Source organism: Paenibacillus sp. FSL M7-0134 (assembly GCF_038007865.1).
GTDB classification, from domain to species: Bacteria; Bacillota; Bacilli; order Paenibacillales; family Paenibacillaceae; genus Paenibacillus; species Paenibacillus polymyxa_B.
In genome coordinates this window covers 2,712,163-2,734,505 of the sequence record NZ_JBBOXV010000001.1, presented here as the reverse complement: position 1 = coordinate 2,734,505, position 22,343 = coordinate 2,712,163, and the positions used below count along the sequence as shown (strand labels likewise).

Here is a 22,343-nt window from a genome sequence, read left to right as displayed (position 1 = left end):
CATCTGATAGTGATCGGTTCCCTGTTTATGTTTAAAACAGGGTTATCGGTAGGGGGATTCTGCGGACATCTTTATCCTCATGAAGTGCCTCCCATGAAATCCTGCCCCCCTGGGTCCAATACATCGCTATATTTTCCATATTTTTCTCCTCTAGCAGCAATTGAGAAACGGTCTCTCCTATTTTCCCTGAGAGAAGCGCACTCGTATTTGAGTCTTCTGCACTTTCTCCTATAAATAACGGAATAGATGCCCCTTCGGGCCCGTTGCCGCTATCGGCTATTTCGAGAAGTTCCCTAAGACCCGTGAGTAGATCCTGCCGCGTATTCGCTACGATTGCCGCCCGGCATGTCATCGCTTCGCGGCCTGTCTGAAGTGTAAAGGCAATATCTTGTAAGGCATCATCGCTCTGCTGCTCCAAATATCCCAGTAATTGATTGGCAAGCGCCATCAGTCTCTCCCGGTTTATGTCCGAGAGAATCACCACTTGGGGCTGATCTGCCACTCGCAAATGAATGTTGTCTTTTTCTGAAGGGATATATTCTTCCAGAATGAAATGCACATTAGAGCCTCCCGCACCAAAGGAGCTTACGGTTGCCCGCAACGGGAATTCCCGTTCTTCTCCCTGAATCTCAATTACAGGCCGCTCCCATTCCTGAACCTCCCGTTGCAAATAAAATGGAGTATTACTGAAATTAATATTAGGGTTAAGCTTCTCGGCTTTAATGGTAGGAACCAGTTTTCGATGCCACAATTGCAATATGACCTTGGTTAGCTGTGATATTCCCGAAGCCGCTTCTGCATGCCCTATATTGGATTTGACTGAGCCAATGGCACAAAATTGCTGCTCAGTCGTGAATTTCTGGAATGCTTTATTCAAAGCAGCAAGTTCAATAGGGTCTCCCAATGTAGAACCATTTGCGGCTGCCTCTACATAACTGATCGTCCGGGGGTCTATACCGGCTTTCAAAAAGTTTTCTTCGACTAGTTGCGCCTGCGCATTGGGGTTAGGGATTGTATATCCATTGCTATGTCCCCCATGATTGGTTGCCGTGGATTTAATAACCGCTAAAATGCAATCTCCATCCTGTACAGCCTTATGAAGCGGTTTTAAGAGTACCGCTCCAACTCCTTCCGCTGGAAGGTACCCATCCCCATCTGCAAAGCTTCTGCTATCTTCATGACTTCCAATCAACTGATTTTGACTGGATTCAATATACTTTTTGGGACTAGTCAATAGATTCCCCCCGCCAGCTACCGCTATTTGACACTCTCCCCTGATCAGGCTTTCACATGCCATATGGACAGCTACAGCTGAGGAAGAGCTCATCGTATCAATGGATATGCTCGGTCCCTGGAAATTGAAATAATGCGACATGGGATTTGCGACTGCAACAGACCCAAATGATGTTACCCGTTGGGCAGAGTCCGGTTCGATATCACAGGAGCAGTATTTGTGATACGTAGCGCCCACATAGACGCCAACCTTGTTCTGGTGCTTCTTCTGTAATGCCTCTCGCGTATATCCTGCACTTTCAAGCAAATTCCATATTATTCCCAGGAAAAGTTGCTCCATCGGGTCCATTAAACTGATCTCATAGGGGGTGAGATGAAAGAATGCTGGCTCTGACAGGCTTATTCGTTCCATGAAACCGCCCCACTTGCAGTAGGTTTTTCCCGGCTTGTTTCTCTCCTTGTCAAAATAAAGATCGTGCTCCCAACGGTCTTTTGGAACTTCGGTAATGCAGTCCTTGCTATCTTGGAGATTGCTCCAGAACTCCTGAAGATTTTCCGCCCCTGGATATTTCCCGGACACCCCGATGACAGCAATGTCCATCGCTCCTGTTTCTTGTTTCTTCTCCTCCTGAGCCTCTACCTCGGTTGCCGAAAATTGGGGACGACGGAATATCGGAGAAGGGGCTTTTACCTGCTCCATACCAAACCATTCAATCAATTCGCCTCGATGCGATTCCAGGAAATATTCTATTAAACTCTGGATATTCGGATATTCAAAAAGTAAGGTCCTCGATAGCGGGCCGAAGTTTTTTTCCAGCTCATCGGTTAATTCCATTGACTTTATGGAGTCAACACCATAGTTTTCTAGATTTTTGTCCTCTTCAATGCGATGTTCCGGCAGTCCAGTGGACGAAGAGAGCAGGCTCTTTAGGTAACTTGCCATTTTTTCACGCAGTAGCTCTTCTTCCTGGCTGGACACTGCCTTATTTGTTATAGAAGTTGGTTCGGCATTTTCACCCGCAGCTGTTGCCTGATCTATGCCAAACAAAGCGATTAATTGGTCTCGATAGGCTTCCACAAAATATTCCGTCAAACTCCGAATATCTGGATATTCAAAAAATAGAGTCCTCGACACCTGATCGAATGTTTTCTCCAGCTGGTCGGTCAACTCCATAGACTTTATAGAATCAACCCCATAATTTTCAAAAGGTGTATCCTCTTCGATTCGATATACGGGCAGTTCGATGGACGTTGAAAGCAGGGTCTTCAAGTAATGGACCGTCTTTTCACGCAGCAGGTCCGCTTCTCTGCCGGACACTTCCTTGTTTGCTGCAAAAGTTGTGTCGGTTTTCGCGCCTGCAACCGCTACCTGATCTATGCCAAACAAAGCAATCAATTGGTCTCGATAGGCTTCCACAAAATATTCCGTTAAACTCCGGATATCTGGATATTCAAAAAATAGAGTCCTCGACACCTGATCGAATGTTTTCTCCAGCTGGTCGGTCAACTCCATAGACTTTATAGAATCAACCCCATAATTTTCAAAAGGTGTATCCTCTTCGATTCGATATACGGGCAGGCCGATGGACGATGAAAGCAGAGTCTTCAAGTAATGGACCGTCTTTTCACGCAACAGGTCTTCTTCCTGGCCGGACTCTGTCTTCTTTGCTGTGGAGGAAACGATGTATGCTTCAGCTTCTGATCCGAGCGCCTGATCCCGGGATGCTTTGCCGCTTTCTTCAAGCTGTCCCTCCATGATCATCATGTTGCTGATTAGCTCTACGTCTCCTTCGATCACCATGACCTGATCCGAAATACAGGCTATGCTTTGGTACAGGGCGCTCATTCCTGTCTCTGTCCTCATCGCATACATACCCACCTTCTGCATGGCCTTCTCCGTCTCCTGGTCAGGCCGCATTCCGCCATCTTTCCATAACGGCCAATTGATGGACAGCGTTTTGCCTGTACGCTCCATGGAGGTTACCAAGGTATTGCGGTACCAGGCATATGCGTCCATAAAAGCATTCGCGGCAGCATAGTCAGACTGACCTGCATTACCACCCACTCCCGAACCTGACGAAAAAAGGATAAAGAAGTCAAGAGCAATGTCCTTACTGGCTTGGTCCAGATTTACCAGTCCCGCAACCTTGGGCGCCAGCACTGCCCTGAATTCCAGGCTAGTCTTTTTAATAATATAGTTATCCTGGATTATTCCAGCACTGTGCAGGATGCCGTTGATTCCGCCGTATGTCTGTTTGATATCTTCAATTAAGCCAACCACAGCTTCCTTCCGCGTGACATCCGCCTGCTTGTATTCTACCCGGGCGCCCAATGCCTTCAATTCCTCCAATGAAGTCTGCTTGTCCTGATCCAGTAGGGAACGTCCAGTAAGAATCAAAGTCACTTCCTTGGCCTGACGCGCAATCTCTTTAGCAAAAATAAGACCTAAACCCTTTGCTCCTCCAGTAATCAAATAAACCCCGCGGTCTTTCCATGGAATATCCGGTGTCTCTGACGGCATTTCTGCTTTACTCCAGACAGGAATCCAACGTTTGCCTTCTGCAAACCGGATGCGGCTATCCGCAGGGTGTCGGCTGTTCGTCTTTAGTATTTCGATGAGCCCTTCCATTTTTTCTGTATCCTCAACTTCAATTAACTGACCATAGATCTTTGGATTTTCCTTTTGCGCAGTTTTGAGTATGCCGCACAGCCCAGCGAAGAGCAGCTTTTCATGCTGAGGCATCGTTACAATCTGCACCAGCACCTTGCCTTTGGGTTTGTCATCCAGGATACTTTTTATTTTTTCAAAAACCTGGACGGCATACTTTTCGAAGCGGCGATCAACCTCTTCCATACCGGATTGCAGAGTGATACATTCCACTCCTGCCAAGGAGGACTCGATATCTCCTGCAGCAATGGTATCTGTTTCGCAAAGCATTACCACATGTCGTTCGTAAATGGGAACCATCGTGTCCTCCGCAACCGCCTGTTCTTTCCAGAAGGGTTGGAGCATCATTACACCAAGTGTTTTCTCACATGCGTCCACTTCCTTGTAGGAGCATCCTTTTATACGCACGCAGACTTGGCCTGCCTCATCACACAAATCAATGTCATACTTCTGCGTATTATGACCAGCCCCGCTTCCTCTGCTATACCGGATCAACGCCCACATTTCACAGGGACATTCCCGAAAAATTTCGAGTCTCTCAATGGCAGTCGGCCGTATTTTCTGTAGAGGGTCAATGCCTGAAGGCCGCATGATATTTTCATCATTCGAAAACAAGTATGCCGGCGGCATTTGCAAAGCAGCATTTATTATAAAGGGATGCAAAACAAATAAGCCCTCAGTATTCCTAATACCGGAAGGCAACGATAGCTTGGTCAGCACTAACCCCTGTCCTATATGCACTTGTTCATTGGCCTGATGTTCCGGACTGTAGTCGGCTCCCATGCCCCACACTGCTTCATCGTCTATCCCAGGCGAAACATGCTGAAAGCACTCCATCTGCAAAGCCTGTATATCCCACGTTTCCGCTTCATTTAACATCTTCAGTTCGGCACTACCCTGGCTGTGTAAGACAGGGTCCCCGGCTTCTGTTAATCTGCTATAGATTTTGAAGCCAATCGCTCCTTGATCTCCCGGAAAGAGCCCTATATGTATTTCTAACGGCTGATCTCCTATAGCGGGAGCATGTGTCCATACAATATCTTTAATAATGATGTTTGCCTGACCCTTCTCCTGTACTGTTAACGACTGCTCCACCGCTGCCCGCACCATTTCAAGGCATGCCGCTTCTGACAGGACAAGCTTTCCGTCAACTACGGAGTCCTTCAGATAAAACTCCTGGCCGCTAAAGGTTGAACTAAATCTTTGCTCAGAAAGTACGGAGGTGTTTTGATGCAGTAATGGATGTAGATGTGCAGCCACATTGGCGAACGGCTTTTCTTCATCTACATGTATCCAATAGCGTTCTCTGGCAAAAGGATATGTGGGTAAAGGGATACGGCGGGGCTGGACATTACCGTAAAGTCTGCTCCAATCAATACGGACACCCTTGACCCACAAGTCTGAGATTCTGCCGTACTTTTCCGCTAGAATCTGTAAATCAACCGTTTCATCGAGCGTTTTCTCCTCTGAGGCCATGTTCAAGCTCTCCTTGTCCCGCTTGGCCTGTCCCCGGTAAAGGTGTGCAATACTCTGTTTTCCTCCAATAAAGTCCCGCAACTTGTTTTTAAGTTCCTCCACTGACTCAACGACCACAGCGAGGCGCTCTTCCATCGCCTCACGTCCTGTCTGCAAGGTATAAGCCACATTCACCAGATCGTGATCGGAAAACTCATTCCGATCCATTACAGTAGCCAATTGGCTTACCTGCTCCTTCAATGCTCCATCACTTTTTGCCGACAGAACTATGACGACTGGTCTTGGAGGAGTAAAGGGATTTTGAAAGTCATCCTGTTCCACAGGGAGGTATTCCTCAAGGACGATATGAGCATTAGCCCCACCGGCTCCAAAGGAAGATATCCCGGCGATCCTCGGGTATTCCCGTTGCTCGCCGTCCTCCTCCACTATCGGACGCTCCCATTCAGAAAGCCCCTGTTGGACTACAAATGGCGTTTTGGAAAAGTTTATATTAGGGTTCAGTTTTTGGGAATGCAGGCTAGGGGCAATTTTCCGGTTTTTCATTTGCAAGATGATTTTAGCGATGCCTGCAATCCCTGCGGCCGCCTCTAAATGGCCTATGTTTGATTTTACCGAGCCGATAGCACAAAACCCCGTGTCCTGCGTATCTTTCTTAAATGCCTGGGTAAGCCCGGTGACTTCAATAGGATCACCGAGCTCCGTTCCAGTACCGTGGGCCTCAATATAACTGACTGCCCGGGCATTTACGCCTGCTTTATCAAAAGCCTCTCTAATCAGTTCACCCTGTGCTACCGGGTTAGGCACGGTATACCCGTTTGTTTTTCCTCCATGGTTGATACGGGTTCCCCGAATAACCGCATAGATATGGTCCTTGTCTGCAATGGCTCGTGACAAAGGTTTGAGCAGCACAACCCCTGCACCTTCGCCAGGGACAAATCCATTCCCGCCTTCCCCAAAGCTTTTACACCGCCCCTCAGGCGATAGCATTCTCATCGTACTGAGAAAGATATAGCTTGAAGGATGAAGATATAAGTTGACTCCTCCAGCAACAGCCATTTCGCATTCACCGTTAAAGATATGCTCACAGGCCTCGTGGATTGCAGTTAATGAGGAAGAGCACATGGTATCAACCGGGATACTGGGCCCCTTTAAGTTCAAGAAATAGGATATTCTGTTGGCTACCGAGCTGAAGGAGGTTCGCGGAAATACGGGTTGTCCTTGTTCCCACAGCTTTGGTCCATATAGATTGAACCCCGTTCCGGTAATTCCTGCAAAGACGCCAATCCGGCCATTATACTGTTCGGCGAGCTGTTCCCTGCTATATCCTGCATCCTCGAAAACCTTCCAGCATTCTTCCAGGAATATTCGCTCCTGAGGATCCATACTCATTGCTTCCCGGGGAGATATATTAAAGAAGAGAGGATCAAAATCTGCAAAACCCTCCACGAATCCTCCATATTTACTATAGCTTTTGCCCTTCTCAACCGCTTCTTTGATGTCGGAACAGTAGAACCCTTCCCTCTTCCAGCGTTCCGCAGGGATTTCTGTTATACAGTCTTTGCCCTGTTCCAGGTTGCTCCAGTACTCTTCCATATTTTTGGCCTGCGGATATCGTCCGCTTATACCAATGATGGCTATTTGCTCGTGTTTCACACGGTCTCTGTTAGCAGCCGTGTTGCGGATACGATTGTTTTCTTCCTTTGGCAGGGTTGACAAAGAAAACTCGCTGGCAGCATGCAAGGTTGCGGAAATGGAGACGGATTTCTCTTCCATCTTTATCTGGCTTCCGAGTCCTGTCCACCGTACGCATTCCTTGTGATAATCAGCAATAAAATATTCGGCCACTGCCTCCAACGTCTGATATTCATAAAACAAGGTCATTGATATTTCTCCAAAAATGCCCTGCAGCTTTTGATTAAGCCTTGTAATCATGATGGAGTCAATGCCATAGCTCTCTAAAGGCTCGCTGACATCAATCTTGTCAATGCTCAGCTTGGTAACTTCTCCAAACAATAGTTTTAGCTGATATAAGGTTTTTTCCAGAAGCAGTTCAAGATTCACCTCTGAAGAAGCTGACTCTTCAACATATTCTTTCTCCTGTGGTTGGGACGCCAGGAAATACTTTTGCAATTTGGATTGCTCACCTTCTAATACTAATAACTGATTCAGGCCAGCGGCCAGACCGTTATATAAAGCCTGGATACCGTTTGAAGCTTGCATGGCTACCATGCCAATACTTTGCCAAGCCCTCTCCGTGTCATCGTCCACATGCATCCCTCCATCCTTCCAGAGAGGCCAATTGACAGATAGCGTCTGCCCTTTGCGCTCCTTTGAGGATACAAGGCTGTTTCGATACGCGGCATAGGCATCCATAAAGGCATTTGCGGCAGAATAGTCGGCTTGACCGGGGTTGCCCATAATCCCAGCTATTGAGGAGAAGAGAATAAAGAAATCCAGATGTAGCTTCTTGGTCGCCTGATCTAAGTTCACCAGTCCGGCAACCTTTGGTGCCATTACTTCCGCGAACTCTTCCTGTGATTTATTCATAATAAAACGATCCTGTATTACTCCAGCACTATGAAGGATACCATCAAGGCCTCCATACTCTTCCCTGATCTCAAGGATCAATTTGGAGACCTCTTCCTTCCGTGCTACATCTACCTGTCTGTACTCAACGCGGGTCCCCAGTGCCTTCAACTTCTCCAATATGGCCTGTTTGCCTTCGTCTAGATTTGAACGGCCTACAAGAACTAGCGTGGCTTCCCTGACTCGCTGGGCGATATCCTCCGCAAAAATAAGTCCTAAACCTCCTGCACCACCCGTAATCAAATAAGTCCCCCGATCCTTCCAGGGTACTCTTCCCGTTGTCTCAGTGGGTTTCATCTCGTTCCAACCGAGAACCAAACGTTTACCATCCTCATACCGTATCCTTTTATTCTTTGGATATTGACTGTTCTCTTTTAATTTCTCAATCACCTCTTCCAGACCTACAGATTCCAATTCTACGAGTTGCCCTACGATTTTCGGGTTTTCTTTCTCAGCTGTCTGCAGTAATCCCAATAGTCCTGCGAAAGGTTGCTGAACGCTTTGTGCGGAAACTGCAATCTGTATCAGTACGCTACCCTTGGATTCCTCTATGAGAACCATTTGCACTTCCGTGAGCAGCTGGAGGGCATACGCCTGAAAGCGTTCATCCATGCTGCTTTGGCTGGCATGCAGCTTGATGCAACGGGTTCCTTTCATGAGCGATTCAATGCTGCGCTCCGCGAAATGATCCAGTTCGCAAAGCACCACCAGATGCTGGCTAAATTCAGGGCGTGCCACTTTCTGATGAGCAACTTGCTCTTTCCAGAAAGGCTCAAGCATAAGGACTCCCGTATCCGCCAAGGACCCCGCAGTCCCTGTTCCACTTTGCGGGGCCTCATGTGAAACCATTTGAGCTTGAAATTGGCGTATTTTTACAATGGCATCCTCTTTCTGTATTCGTCCGCTTTTTACCTCGCCTAGAATATATTGAAAAAAATCCTTCATCTTCTATTGCCTCCCAGCACGTAGAAACTTCTCATTTACGTATACATATATTGAGGATTTCACTGGCAGCCTCATCAACAGACAGGGTATCGTTCATCATTTCATCCAAGAGTCTGCCGCACAATATATCATCAAAGTCTACATCGCTCTCACCTTGCGAAAATAATGCATAGGCTTTTACTTGATCCTTGCTTTCAGAAGCCCAGTAATGCTCTTTAGCAAAAGGGTAGGTAGGCAGGCTGATACGGTGAGGCATCTTCCCTGTGTAAAGTTTTTCCCAATCCAAATTTATCCCTTTGGCCCACAGCTCCAAAAGCTTGGTATATTTCTTTTTGGAAATCCAAAGATCGATCATTTGTTGCAAGTCTTCGTCCCCCGAAAAAATAGACAACGATTCTCTGTTACGTTTAGCCTGTCCCCTATATAGGTTGAGCATGTTATGGCGTCCATCCACAAAACTCTTTAATTTTTCCTCAAGCTCTGCGGTAGATTCCACAAGTATGGCTAAACGCTCCTCCATCGCTTCGCGCCCCACCTGAAGCGTGTAAGCAATATCCGATAGGCTTGCGGAGAATAGCTGACCCTGAAGAGCATTCAGCAGCTGCCTTCCCTTTTCCTTAAGCTGCTCCTCGCTCTTGGCTGACAACACGATCATGACAGGTCCCTGAGAAGCGGATTCTGTTCCAGACTGTTCCTGATACTCGGGAATATACTCTTCAATCACGATATGGGCGTTTGCCCCGCCTGCACCAAAAGAAGATATTCCAGCCCGTCTTGGATATTCTTTTGTGATTCCATCGGTTGTAATTACCGGTCTCTTCCATTCCTCCAGGCTTTGCTGAACGATAAATGGAGTATTGTTGAAATTAATTTCAGGGTTCAACTTCCTTGAATGTAAGGATGGTACTAGCTGGCTGTGCTTTAGCTGCAACAATATTTTAGTCACTCCTGCAATGCCTGCTGCACTCTCACAATGGCCTATATTGGATTTGACCGCCCCTATGGCGCAGAACTGCTTATCCTTTGTGAATTTTTCGAAAGCCCTTGTCAGTCCTGCAATTTCAATAGGATCTCCCAGAGCTGTACCGGTTCCGTGGGCTTCAATATAACTAACTGTCCTTGCATCGACATCCGCACGCTGGAGCGCTTCTTCAATCAACCAGGATTGAGCTTGAGGGCTAGGTACTGTATAACCGCTGGTTTTACCTGAAGCATTAAGCATGCTCCCTTTGATTACTCCATAAATATGGTCGCCATCTGCAATGGCCTTCTCCAACGGCTTCAACACGATCGCGCCGACACCCTCTCCGTCGACGAATCCATCTGCCTGATCTCCGAATGACTTACATTCACCCGTTTTAGAAAGCATCGTCATAGCCGACAGCTTGATATAGTGGATAGGGTCTACAATCAAGTTGACTCCCCCGGCAATGGCACACTCGCTTGTACCGCTATACAGGCTTTCCAAAGCCAAATGGATCGCCGTCAATGAGGAAGAGCAAGCGGTATCTAAGGACATACTCGGACCTTGGAAATCCAAATGATAGGAAACCCGATTCGAGATGGAATTATATTGAGGTCCCAAACCGTAATTCCCGTTCATAACGCCTGCAAATACACCGACTCTTCTACTCTCACAAAGATTGGCAGGGGTATACCCAGCATCCTCTATGCTTGCATATGCTGCTTCCAGGAAAAGTCTTTCCTGCGGATCCATTGTTTCGGCTTCTGCGGGAGAAATCTTAAAAAATAGCGGATCGAATAAATCAATGCCTTCGATAAAACCGCCCGATTTCGTATAGATTGTGCCCCTTTTCCCTTTTTCTTGGTCAAAGTAGGTCTTCCAATCCCAACGGTCTTTCGGAATTTCAGTTATGCAATTTTTACCTTCTCTTAGATTATTCCAATATTCCTCTATATCACGAGCTCCCGGATAGCGTCCTGACATCCCAACAATCGCAACATCCCTAATTTTGGAGGATCGTGTCGTTGGCTTTTCCTTTGTGCTGTCAGAAGGCTTAAGGAAATGCCCTCCCCGGTCAAACTTCATTGGGACAGTAGCGAGTAATTGTGAAGCAGGGACCTCTTCAACTCTGGAAGTCTCTTCGGTCAACTCCTGTTCCTTCATTCCTACCAGCTTCTTCAACGAGTCCTTTTGCGTTTGAAGAAGGTATGCTACTAGATCATCTATGGTGTTGTACTCAAAAAACAGCGTGCTGGCAAAATCCTCGATGACTTCACGCAAAACATTTGTGATTTGCACAACCAATATCGAGTCGATTCCATACTCTTCCAGGGCAACCGTTGAGTCGATACTTCCCGGTTCCATTTTTAGCGTCTCACCAAGCAAATGTTTAAAGTACGCCGTACTTTTTTCACGCAGCACATGTTCTACCTCTATTTTGGGTTGAGTTCGTTGCTTCACTGATACCGTTTCTACGGTTCTTTTCTCTATCAATATTGATCTTCGTTTGTGCTGTCGCTTTTGCCGAACCAAGCCATCGCTTTGGGCTGCAACAATCTGCTGGCCCCAATCATGCGCCTCTTGCGCCGGGAAGAACGCTGCATGGAAACCTTCTTTGTCCAGTACGGTTTCCCATATTTGAGGGTGAAGCCCTGGGCATCCAGGAATACGCCATTCCGGATCCTCATACGCCCACCAGCCATCTAGCAATCCGAAGGTAAGGTGGGTAAACACGCTACTACCTGTGATTTCATTGAGCAGGAGCAAGCCGTTGCTTTTCAAAACCGCTTTAGCATTACGTAACGCCTGGCGGATGTCTTTTGCGGTATGAAGTACATTAGCGGCAATGACAATATCATATTTACCCGTCTCAACACCTTGCCCAGCAATAGGTTCTTCAACATTAAAAATCTGGTAGCTGAGATACGGATTATGCGGCCCATACTCTTTTTCCGCGTGCATCAAAAAGGCTTTGGAAATATCGGTATAGCAATATTCCTGAATGTGTTTGCGGTATGGGCGCAATTTCAGGAATAGCGTGGCACTGGTTCCTCCGGTGCCCGCTCCGATTTCCAGAATTCTGATTTTCGCAGTGGAGTCGGCCATAATCCTCTCCTGAATATAAGCGGCAGTAGTATCGGCAAGTACTTCATTAAAGTAGTCCACCACCAGATTGTTCTTGTAAATTCCTTCCACTAGTTCCATTGAGGAATTGGGAAAGATGACTTCAGTCGCAGGCGATTTTCCGGTAAGCACTTCCGGTAAAGCCCGTAGCGTTGTCTCAACCAAATTAACCCTTGCTCTCATCTGCGGATATTGTAGCCATGTACGCTTGCGCTCTTCCCATTCCTGCCAGACATCATCTCGATCCGTCAAGCTGGAGTTTCTACCTGATAGGTCGTTATCCATCTGTGTCAAAATCTCCATGCTCTCTTTCAGCCATTTGCCATATAGCTCAGGTAGTCCGAGTTTATTTTTGAACTCGTCGACGGACTGACGATCTGTCCCTGATAACCCCATGGACAAGAGCTGCTCCCGCAACAACCTGCTTAGGAGATGTTCCATCTCCCTTTCCTGGAGGTCGCCCATATCGTCTGCAGCATAGTTTTCGATAAAATGGCTTCTTGATTGTATTGCTGTAGCAATATTTTCCTGTATATCCCTGAGATTCGGATCCGAATTAGGCGGGTAGAGATCAATCTCTTCCGTCGGATTAGTCCCTTCCATCTCCAAATGTCTTGTTGTTTTCATAAGCCCCATTTGGTCAACTGGTGAGGCAAGAAGCGTCTCAAGCGCCTCCATCCCCTCCTGCGGGTCAATGAGCCCAACACCTATTTGCGCCAGTCTGGAGTAATTTTCTACCTCCTGCCCTCCATTTTGAGAGGCATTGTTTTCGCCGCTCCCCCAGTATCCCCAGTTCATGACCTTCACCGGACAACGCCATTCCTGCGAAAGACGATGCGCAAACGCGTCTTTAAAGGTACTTCCGGCAGCATAGCTACTTTGTCCCGGATTCTTTACATAGGTAATCATGGAAGAGAAGAACAATACGAAATCCAACGGCTCATTTTGGAAGACCTGAGCCATGCGTACACTTACATCAACCTTTGCTGAAAGCCCTGACCGGAGCTCTTCCTCCGTCAAATCTTCCAAGCCCTTCTCCAAAAATGAAATGGCTGAGTGGACCACTCCGTTTATGTTGGAGTACCGCTGTTTTATTTCCTCATATGCCCGCTGCAGCTCCCTTTCGTCTGCTACATCCGCCGTGATATAGCATGGAACAGGTCCCAGGCCTTCAAATCCGTCCAGTTTGGCCTGGATAGAGGCATCCTTTTGCCTTCTGCCTAGCCACACCATCTGGGCCTGGTAGGTACAGGCCATATACTTGCTCCAAGCCTCTCCGATAGTGCCGGCACCCCCGATGACCACATAGACGCCTCCGGTTTTGTATAGCGTCTGTCCTTTTAAACCTGAAGTCTGTTTGAATGGGACCAAGTGCTGCCGGTACCACTGCCCATTTCTGTAAACCCACATCCGTCCTTGTCGGTCCGAAGGCAGCGTAAACATATCGGATAGCGGCCAGTCATCATCGGATTGCAGGTCAAGGATACGGATTTTCCAGTTCGGATATTCTTTGGCCATGGTGCCTACCAGCCCATGAAGACTTGCGTGAGTCGGGTTGACTGTATCGTTCTGATCCATCGGCTGAGCTTGATTGGTTATCGTTGTCCAGCCTAGCTTTTTCGTCCCGTATCCCAATAGAAGCATCGCTTTGACCATTCTAAAGAAGAGAAGGACTCCCTGCTCCTGTTCCTTGATCAAGGACTCGGCAGTCACCGATTCGACGGAAACACAGGGTGCAATCCACAGGATATGGTCAACGGCTCCATATTCTTCTACCTTTGAGGCAACTGTTTCAATGGAATCGTGCGCTTGAAGCTCCAAGAAATGCGCCCTAGGATAATACTCCCGGATGGCCTGTCTGTCTTTGTCAGTACCACCTGCAATGACCAATCGGTCTGTCGGTGACGGGGAAACGACATCTTTTTTTACAGCAGCCGGGTCCCATTTCGGGATGAGCATTACGGATCCTACAAGCGGGTCGGCGGCACTTTCTCCTGCCGCTGCGCCTTGTGCATTTTCAATGCCGACTTCTCCTTCCAGCGCCCGGGTGGATAATCCTGTTATTCTGACGCAAATAGTTCCTTCCTCATCACACAAGTCAATATTAAGCTTCTGTACCTTGTCTTCTTTCTTGCTGCCCTCGCTGTATTGAATCAACGACCACATGGTCGGGGTGCATGCCCCATAAATCTCAAACTCTTGGAGGGCAAACGGCATGTGAGGCGTAGCTGGTACAGCGCTACCCGGTAGCCCTCCGTTCTCTTGGCCCATGATTAGCCCGATCGATGCATGCAAGGCCGAATCCAGCAAGCTGGGGTGAAGGACCAAGCTGTCCGTCATATTAGAAATAAAGGAAGGCAATGCCAGCTTGGCTAGCACCCTGCCCGGATGTGTATATACCTTCTCCACACATCTGTATGCCGGGCCATAATCCATTCCCATTTCCTCGAAGATTTCGTAACATTGCGATCCGTTAAACCTGTGTTGACCAAAATCTGCCTGTAACGCCTTAAGGTTTAGTGTCGGTTTTTGCTCTACGCAAACCTGCACCGCATCACCTTGGCTATGCACGGTATGCCCTCTTTCGCTTCCTACTTGCCCGCTATACACTTCAAAGCTGATTTTTCCGGTGTCTTCCAGAGAGAGCCTGGTGTGTACAGGAACTGGCTGGTTGTCCACCACAATGGGCCGAATCCAGTTTACATTTTTCAAACGGATTCCTGTTGTGCTGTTGTCCATATCTCCTGTGGAACGTTCTACAGCCGCCCGTACCATCTCAAGATAGGCTACGCCAGGCAGAACCTTTTGGCCTTTCACAACATGATCCTTGAGGAAAAATTCCTCGCCTGTAAACGTTGAACTGAACCGCTGCTCCAGAAAGTCTGAAGTGTTCTGATGCAGTAAAGGTGTCAAAAAGGATGATTGGGACGAAGCGGCTTCTGTTATTGCGGCGCTCTTTTCCTCATGTACGGGTATCCAATAGCTTTCTCTGGCAAAAGGATAGGTTGGCAGACTCATCCTGCGAGGCTTCACATCCTCATAAAGCTTGTTCCAATCCAAAATCAGTCCCGTAACCCAAAGTTCAGCGAGCTTTCCATACTTCCCTTTGTCCACCCATGCATCAATCATTTTAGCCATATCTTCATCGACTTCCTGAGTGACAAGCCCTCCTCTATTACGCTTTACCTGTCCTCTATACAGTTCTTCTACGCCTTCCTTTTTTTGTAGGAAGCCTTCCAATTTCCAGTCAAGCTCTTGGATGGATTTTGCAATGATCGCCAGACGTTCGTCCATCGCTTCTCGCCCGATTTGCAGCGTGTAGGCGATATCTGAGAGACTTGTATGCGGGTCATTCAGCTCTCTGAGTGCAGACAGCAATCTTTGCACCTGCTCGTCCAGCCTTTCCTTATTTTTGGCCGACAACACGACTATGACAGGATTCAGGGATGCAGGAGCAGCTTGCTGCTGACTAGCTTCTTCTGGAATATATTCTTCGATGACCACATGAGCGTTAGAGCCCCCAGCACCAAAGGCCGATACTCCTGCTGCCCTTGGGTATTCTCTGGTTTCACCGTTGATGGCAATTACTGGTCTTTTCCACTCTTCTAACCCCTGCTGGACTTTAAAGGGACTATCGCTGAAGTCGATATTGGGATTTAAGGTGCTTGCATGCAGCGAAGGCACGATTTGTTTATATTTCAACTGCAAAAGAACCTTTGTCACCGCGGCGATACCAGCAGCACTCTCACAATGCCCGATATTAGACTTCGCCGACCCGATTGAACAGAACTGCTTATCGCCGGTATATTTCCGGAAGGCCTTTTGTAAGCCTGCAATTTCAATCGGATCTCCCAGTGGAGTTCCTGTTCCATGGGCTTCTATATAGCTGATGGTTCTGGGGTTGATTCCTGCCTCCTTAATTGCCTGACCAATCACACGGGCCTGTGCGTTGGGGTTAGGTACGGTATAGCCATTGGTTTTCCCCCCGTGGTTCACTGCAGTTCCTTTGATAACTCCATATATCCGGTCTCCGTCTGCTATGGCTTTGGCTAATGGCTTGAGCAGCAAAGCCCCGACTCCTTCTCCCGGTACATATCCGTCTCCCTGTCCGAAGCTTTCACATCTCCCATTGCTTGATGCAAAACTTCCCTGTCCCAACAATAGGTATTTGTTAGGATGGATGGAGACGTTGACCCCTCCTGCTACTGCCAGTTCGCATTCTCCATGCTGTAGTCCATGACAGGCCATATGAATTGATGTCAGTGACGAGGAGCACATGGTATCTACAGCGATACTTGGCCCTTGAAAATCACAAAAATACGATACCCGGTTGGCAACCGCCGAGGCATTCCCGAGAAGTCCAATCATCCTTCCCTTGGCTTGTTCCTGGGCTCCATAGAGTTGATACTCATGGTACATCACTCCGACGTAAACCCCGACATTGCCTTCTATGCCGCCAAGCTCCCGCTCTGCACAAAGAATTTCTCTCGTATAACCCGCATCCTCTATCGTTTCATAAACGCATTCCAGGAATAAGCGCTCCTGCGGGTCCATCGTTTCCGCTTCCCTTGGCGAAATATTGAAAAACAACGGGTCAAACCAGTCCACTCCATCGATGAACCCTCCCCACTTGCTGTAGGTTTTTCCGGGCTTGCCTCTGTTTTCATTAAAGTACAGACTGTGATCCCAGCGTTCTTTAGGAATCTCTGTAATGCAATCCTTTCCATCCCTTAGGTTGTCCCAGAACTCTCGGATACCTAATGCTCCCGGATATCTCCCCGACACGCCAATAATTGCAATGTCTAATGCCTTCTTCTCCTGATGTGGTTGTATACCTGTCGGGAGAAGCCATGGACGCCTACGATTAGCCGATATCGAGGCTAAAGGCTCTATGGTTGCTTTTATAGGTACTTTCGGGCCTGCATCAGGAGCCGTATTCTTCTCTGTCGCTTCTACAGCATCAATCAGCCGACCGCGATACGATTCAAGGAAATAACCCGTCAATGACCGGAGATTCTGGTATTCAAAAAATAATGTTTTCGGTAATGAGCCGAAAGTCTTTTCCAATTCATTGGTAAGCTGCATAACCAGTATGGAGTCAATCCCATACCTGTCCATTGGTGCATTTACATCTATACTTTCAGCGGGCAGCTTGATCACGGTTGAAAGTACCGTTTTCAAATAACCCTCCGCTTTTTCCCTTAGCCATTCTTCTCCGATAAGCGGTGCTCCTCCGCTTTCCATTACAGATCGGCCTGAGACATCAGTTTCCGAGAGCTGGCCTAAAATTGCCGCTTTAATCCTTTGGGGATACCCTTCGATCACCATAACCTGACTTCTGCCGGAAGACAGGCTTTGATACAAAGCTTTGATTCCATTCTCCGTTTGCATGGCAATCATGCCCAGGCCTTGCATCGCCCTTTCCGTTTCCAGGTCGACATGCATGCCTCCATCCTTCCACAGAGGCCAGTTTATCGACAGCGTTTGCCCCTGGCGCTGCTTTACTGTCACCAAAGCATTTCGATAGGAGGCATACGCATCCATAAAGCCATTAGCAGCGGAGTAGTCAACCTGCCCTACATTGCCAAGGCTTCCTGCGCCAGAAGAAAATAAGATAAAGAAGTCCAGAGGCAGGTCTCTGCTGGCCTGGTCCAGATTCATCACCCCTGAGACCTTCGGAATCAGCACTTCTCTAACCTCTTCTTTAGTCTTCTTGATGATGAAGTTGTCCCGAATCACTCCGGCTGTGTGCAAAATACCGTTAAGGCCGCCAAATTGCTCGACGATGCCATGAATTAGCCCGGTAACCGATTCGTTGTGGCCCACATCTGCCTGTTGATACTCTATATGACCGCCCAGCGCTCTCAGTTCGCTTAACAGAGCCTTTTGGTCCGCAGAAAGTGATGACCGACCCACCAATACGACGGTGGAGTTTTTCACATTGCGCACAATGTCTCTGGCAAAAATAAGCCCCAGGCCACCTAAGCCACCAGTAATGAGATAGATCCCACCATCTCTCCACGGCAGGTCTGCATCTTCACGTAAGGCTTCAATTTCTTGCCACATTAAAGCCTGTCGTTTGTCCCCTTGGTACCGTATCCGTTCGTTATGCAGGCCACTCCGGTTCCCTTGTAGTTTCTCAATGATTCCTTCGACATTATCCTCTACATCAAGCTCAAGCAGCTGACCCATGACATTCGGATTTTCTTTTTGAGCGGTTTTCAGCATTGCAAAGAGCCCGGAATAAACCTGTTGGTCCTTCCGAGCGCGGGTTGCAAGCTGTATCAAAACTTTCTGTTTGGGGATGTCTAGCAGGATGCTTTGCAATTCTTCAAATATCTGAATGGTATAATCTTCAAACCGACTGTCCATATCCATGCTGGAGGACTGTAAAACAAGGCAGCGAGTACCATCCATGTGGGCTTCAATATCCTCCCCGGAGATACCATCCACTTCACACAGGATCACAACATGCTGGATATCTTCGTTAGCGTTCACCCCTGTGGTGACAGGTGTCTCCTGCCAGACAGGCTCAAGCATCAGTGTACCCATATCCTCAGTGATGCTGGCTTGCCCCACATCTCCTTCCAAAGCTCTGGATAAAAGTCCTTTGAGCTGCACGCAAATCTTTCCGGTCTCATCGCACAGATCAATATCCACCTTGCTTAATCCATTCGACGTCTCTTCACTCCCATCGTGAGAGATCCGGGCCCACATCACTGGAGTGCATTTTTCGGAAATCTTCAGTTCCTCCAAAGCAAAGGGTAACGCTGGCTTGCCTACAGGCAAATTTTCTTCCGAACCCATTACCAAGCCGATTGTGGCCTGCAAAGTTGAATCCATCAAAGCTGGATGCAGTACAAATTCAGTTTGAGTATGGAGTACAGAGGATGGTAGGGACAGCTTGGCCAGCACGTAATCCTTTCCTCGAAAGATTGCCTCAATGCCACGGTGTGCGGGTCCATAGTCTATCCCCATGGCTTTGAAAGCTTCATAGCATTGGCTCGAAGAAAGTGGTGTGCGGGTACAGTCTGCCCGTAAGACATTCAGGTCCAGATACTGTAGCTCGCCAGCCCTCTCCAGCACAGCCATTCCCTGACTGTGTATAATACCTTCAGCGTCGGCCCCTTCCATCCCGCTGCATATTTCAAACGCAATCTCTCCATTGTCCTGGGGATATAGACTGATGAGTACCCTGACCGGTCCGTCTGCTACAACCACAGGCCGAGCCCATACGATATTTTTCAGCTGAATATGGGTCTCGCTTTCTACTACGGCCCCCACTGCCTCTTCTACAGCTGCTCGCACCATTTCGAGGTAAGCCACCCCGGGTAATGTTTGTTGACCCTTGATTCTGTGGTCTGACAGGAAAAATTCCCGGCCTGTAAAAGTAGAGCTATAACGTTGTCCGGAGAGATCGGAAATATTCTGATGCAATAAAGGATGAATTTGGGCAGTCATAGCCAGATTTACACTGCCTTGTCCAGTGTCTGTTTCGGATAACCAATAGCGTGCCCTTTCGAAAGGATAGGTCGGCAGACTGATTCGTCTGGGCTTGATATCTCCATAAAGTGCGTCCCATTCAATGCTTGCGCCATTGGCCCACAATTTGGCTACCTTATCAAGTCTTTTCTTCTCAGTCCAGGCCCGAACCAGGGTTCCGGTGTCTTCGTCCGAATCCAAGAGTTCGATTCCGCCACCTGGATAGTTCACACGGCCGATCAGCACTTTTTCCGACGAGTTTCCGTTAATAAAATGTTCAAGTTCATCTATCAGATTTTCTCTTGAATCCGTCAAAAACGCGAGACGCCAGTCCATGGCCTCTCTTCCCACTTGCAAGGTATAGGCCAGGTCCGTGAGATTAACGCTTTCGTGCAACTTAACAAAATTCATCATATCTGCTGCATAGGTTTTCAAGGATTGTTCACTTTTAGCGGACAGCACAAATAGTCCCGGGTTGTCTTTACCCACTGGGGGTAGATTCACCGCAGAGACTACAGGAACATATTCTTCAATAACCATATGAGCGTTAGTGCCGCTAAATCCGAAAGAACTTACGCCCGCACGCCGGGGTACTCCCGGTTCGGGCTCCCAGCTTTGCAGACTGGTGTTAATATAGAACGGGCTATCCTCCAGAGAAATATGCTCATTTAAGGATTCGAAATGAATGGTAGGCGGCAATTGGTGGTGCTTCATGGCCAGCAGCACTTTCATCACACTGGCCACTCCGGCCGCAGTCATCATATGACCCATATTGCTTTTCAGTGACCCCAATGCGCAATAGCCCTTCTTGCTTGTATAGGATCGGAATGATTCCGTAAGTCCCTCCACCTCGATAGGATCACCCAGCTTTGTTCCTGTTCCGTGGGCCTCTATCATGGAGATGGTTTCGGGATGAATGTTAAACCGTCGATATACGTCTTTTTCCAGCGAGATTTGTGAATTTACACTTGGGGCAGTTATTCCGTTGGTTTTTCCATCCTGGTTCATTCCCCATCCCCGAATAACTCCATATATGGAGTCCTTGTCTCTGACTGCATCAGAGAGCCGTTTTAATAAAATGACCCCAACTCCTTCTCCGGGGACAAACCCGTTTGCACGGGCATCAAAGGTAAAGCACCGTCCATCCTTGGACAGCATTCCTGCCTTGCTAGTCATAACATGCATCCCCGGACCAGCCATAATCATGACTCCGCCTGCCAGAGCAAGGTCACTTGTTTCTAAAAGGAGACTGTTGCAGGCTTCAGCAATAGCCACCAGAGAGGAAGAGCATGCGGTATCAATAGCCAAAGAAGGACCTTTCAAATTTAGCAGATACGAAATCCGAGCGGATAGAATTGAAGGAGACCCTCCCATAAGAACCTGCGCATTTAACCCCTGCCCACTCATGGACCTCCCATAATCACTGGCTGCACAACCTACAAAAACACCGCAGCGGCTCTCCGACAGTGAGGCTGGATTTAATCCGGCATCTTCAATGCATTTCCAGCTGCTTTCAAGAAACAGGCGCTGTTGAGGATCCATCATCTCTGCTTCTGCAGGGGATATATTAAAGAACAACGGGTCAAATTTATCTACATCCTCTAAAACACCCATCCATTTGCTATAGGTTTTTCCCTGAGCCTTGGGATCGGTATCGTAATATTCATCGATTGACCATCGCGTTGAAGGGATTTCCGATATACAATCCCTGCCCTGAGCCAGATTGTCCCAAAATTCAGCCAAAGTCCTGGATTCCGGGAATTGCCCTGCCATACCAATAATTGCGATAGACTCCTTATGTTCCTGACCGCGCGGCATATCTAGCATAGCTTTTTTAGAATCAGCATGCTTGACCGTTTTGTGGGAATCATTGCTATTCGGCAGCTGTCCATAGGCGAATTGAATCCGTTCTTTAACTTCTTGCTGATTCACAAACGTTTTATCCTGCATTTTTATTTCTTTTTCAATAGTAGCCGCCAGCTTTTCTCTTATCGATTGGGCCATATGGTTTTTCAGCTCAATTAATGACTCCCTGGGAGACTCAGACAGTTTTCTTGCCAGCTGCATGGCGTGCGGCACCACTTCATTCCTCGGTACAACCGGAAAAGGAACCCCTTTGGTTTCCAGTTCCGAACCACTATATCTAGTACCTGTAAATAGAATTTCCTGTGCCATACTAACCCCGAATTTCTCAGGGAAAATCAGGGTCGAACCCGCTCCGGGAGTAAAGCCGTACTTCATAAAGTTAGTAGTATAGATGCTTTCCCGACTCATCACGATAAAATCGCAAAACATCCCCATGCACCAGCCAGCACCAATCCCATGTCCCTGCATAGCAGCGATGACGGGCAGCTTGCAATCCAAAGCAATCTTGTAAACATTGGTATCGCTATATTTCGCCTTTCCCTCATGGATAGCCAGCAACCCCTCTTGGGTGCCTCCTGTGGCAAAGTAGGTGTCATATCCCGTCAGAATCACAACTTTATAATTCTCGTTAGCCTGCACTGTCTCAAACGCCTGATTCAGGCCGATAATTAGTTCATCGGAAAATGTATTTTTGTGCGCCGTGTCCTTCATTTTCAACAAGACAATCCCGTGCTCAAATTCCTGCAATTCAACCACAGACTGTACCTTCATTTGGGAGGCGCTTATCTCCTGCCCATCCTCCGACGTGTGGAAGCTGTCCAATGGTTGCAACGTGAAAGCCCGTCCTTCTGATAATTCCTGTGGACTGGCTTCCAATGATTCATCCGGGAGCTCGCCAATAAATTGAAGCAATTGTTTTTCAGCATCTTCATAATTGATTTCCCCTGCTTGCACCGCACGAAAAATATCTTTTGAATCCATAAACATGTCCTCCTAGCT

2 protein-coding genes are annotated in these 22,343 nt (G+C 47.8%); both read right to left on the bottom strand.

The features are described from left to right. Nucleotides 1–31: 31 nt before the first annotated feature. On the bottom strand, nt 32–8,908 hold the full coding sequence (locus NSQ58_RS12180) for a type I polyketide synthase (RefSeq protein WP_341057514.1): 8,877 nt from the start codon (nt 8,906–8,908) through the stop codon (nt 32–34). 31 nt (nt 8,909–8,939) lie between these two features. Further along, nucleotides 8,940–22,325, bottom strand: coding sequence for an SDR family NAD(P)-dependent oxidoreductase (locus tag NSQ58_RS12175; RefSeq protein WP_341057513.1), 13,386 nt, complete (start codon nt 22,323–22,325; stop codon nt 8,940–8,942). Nucleotides 22,326–22,343: the final 18 nt, after the last annotated feature.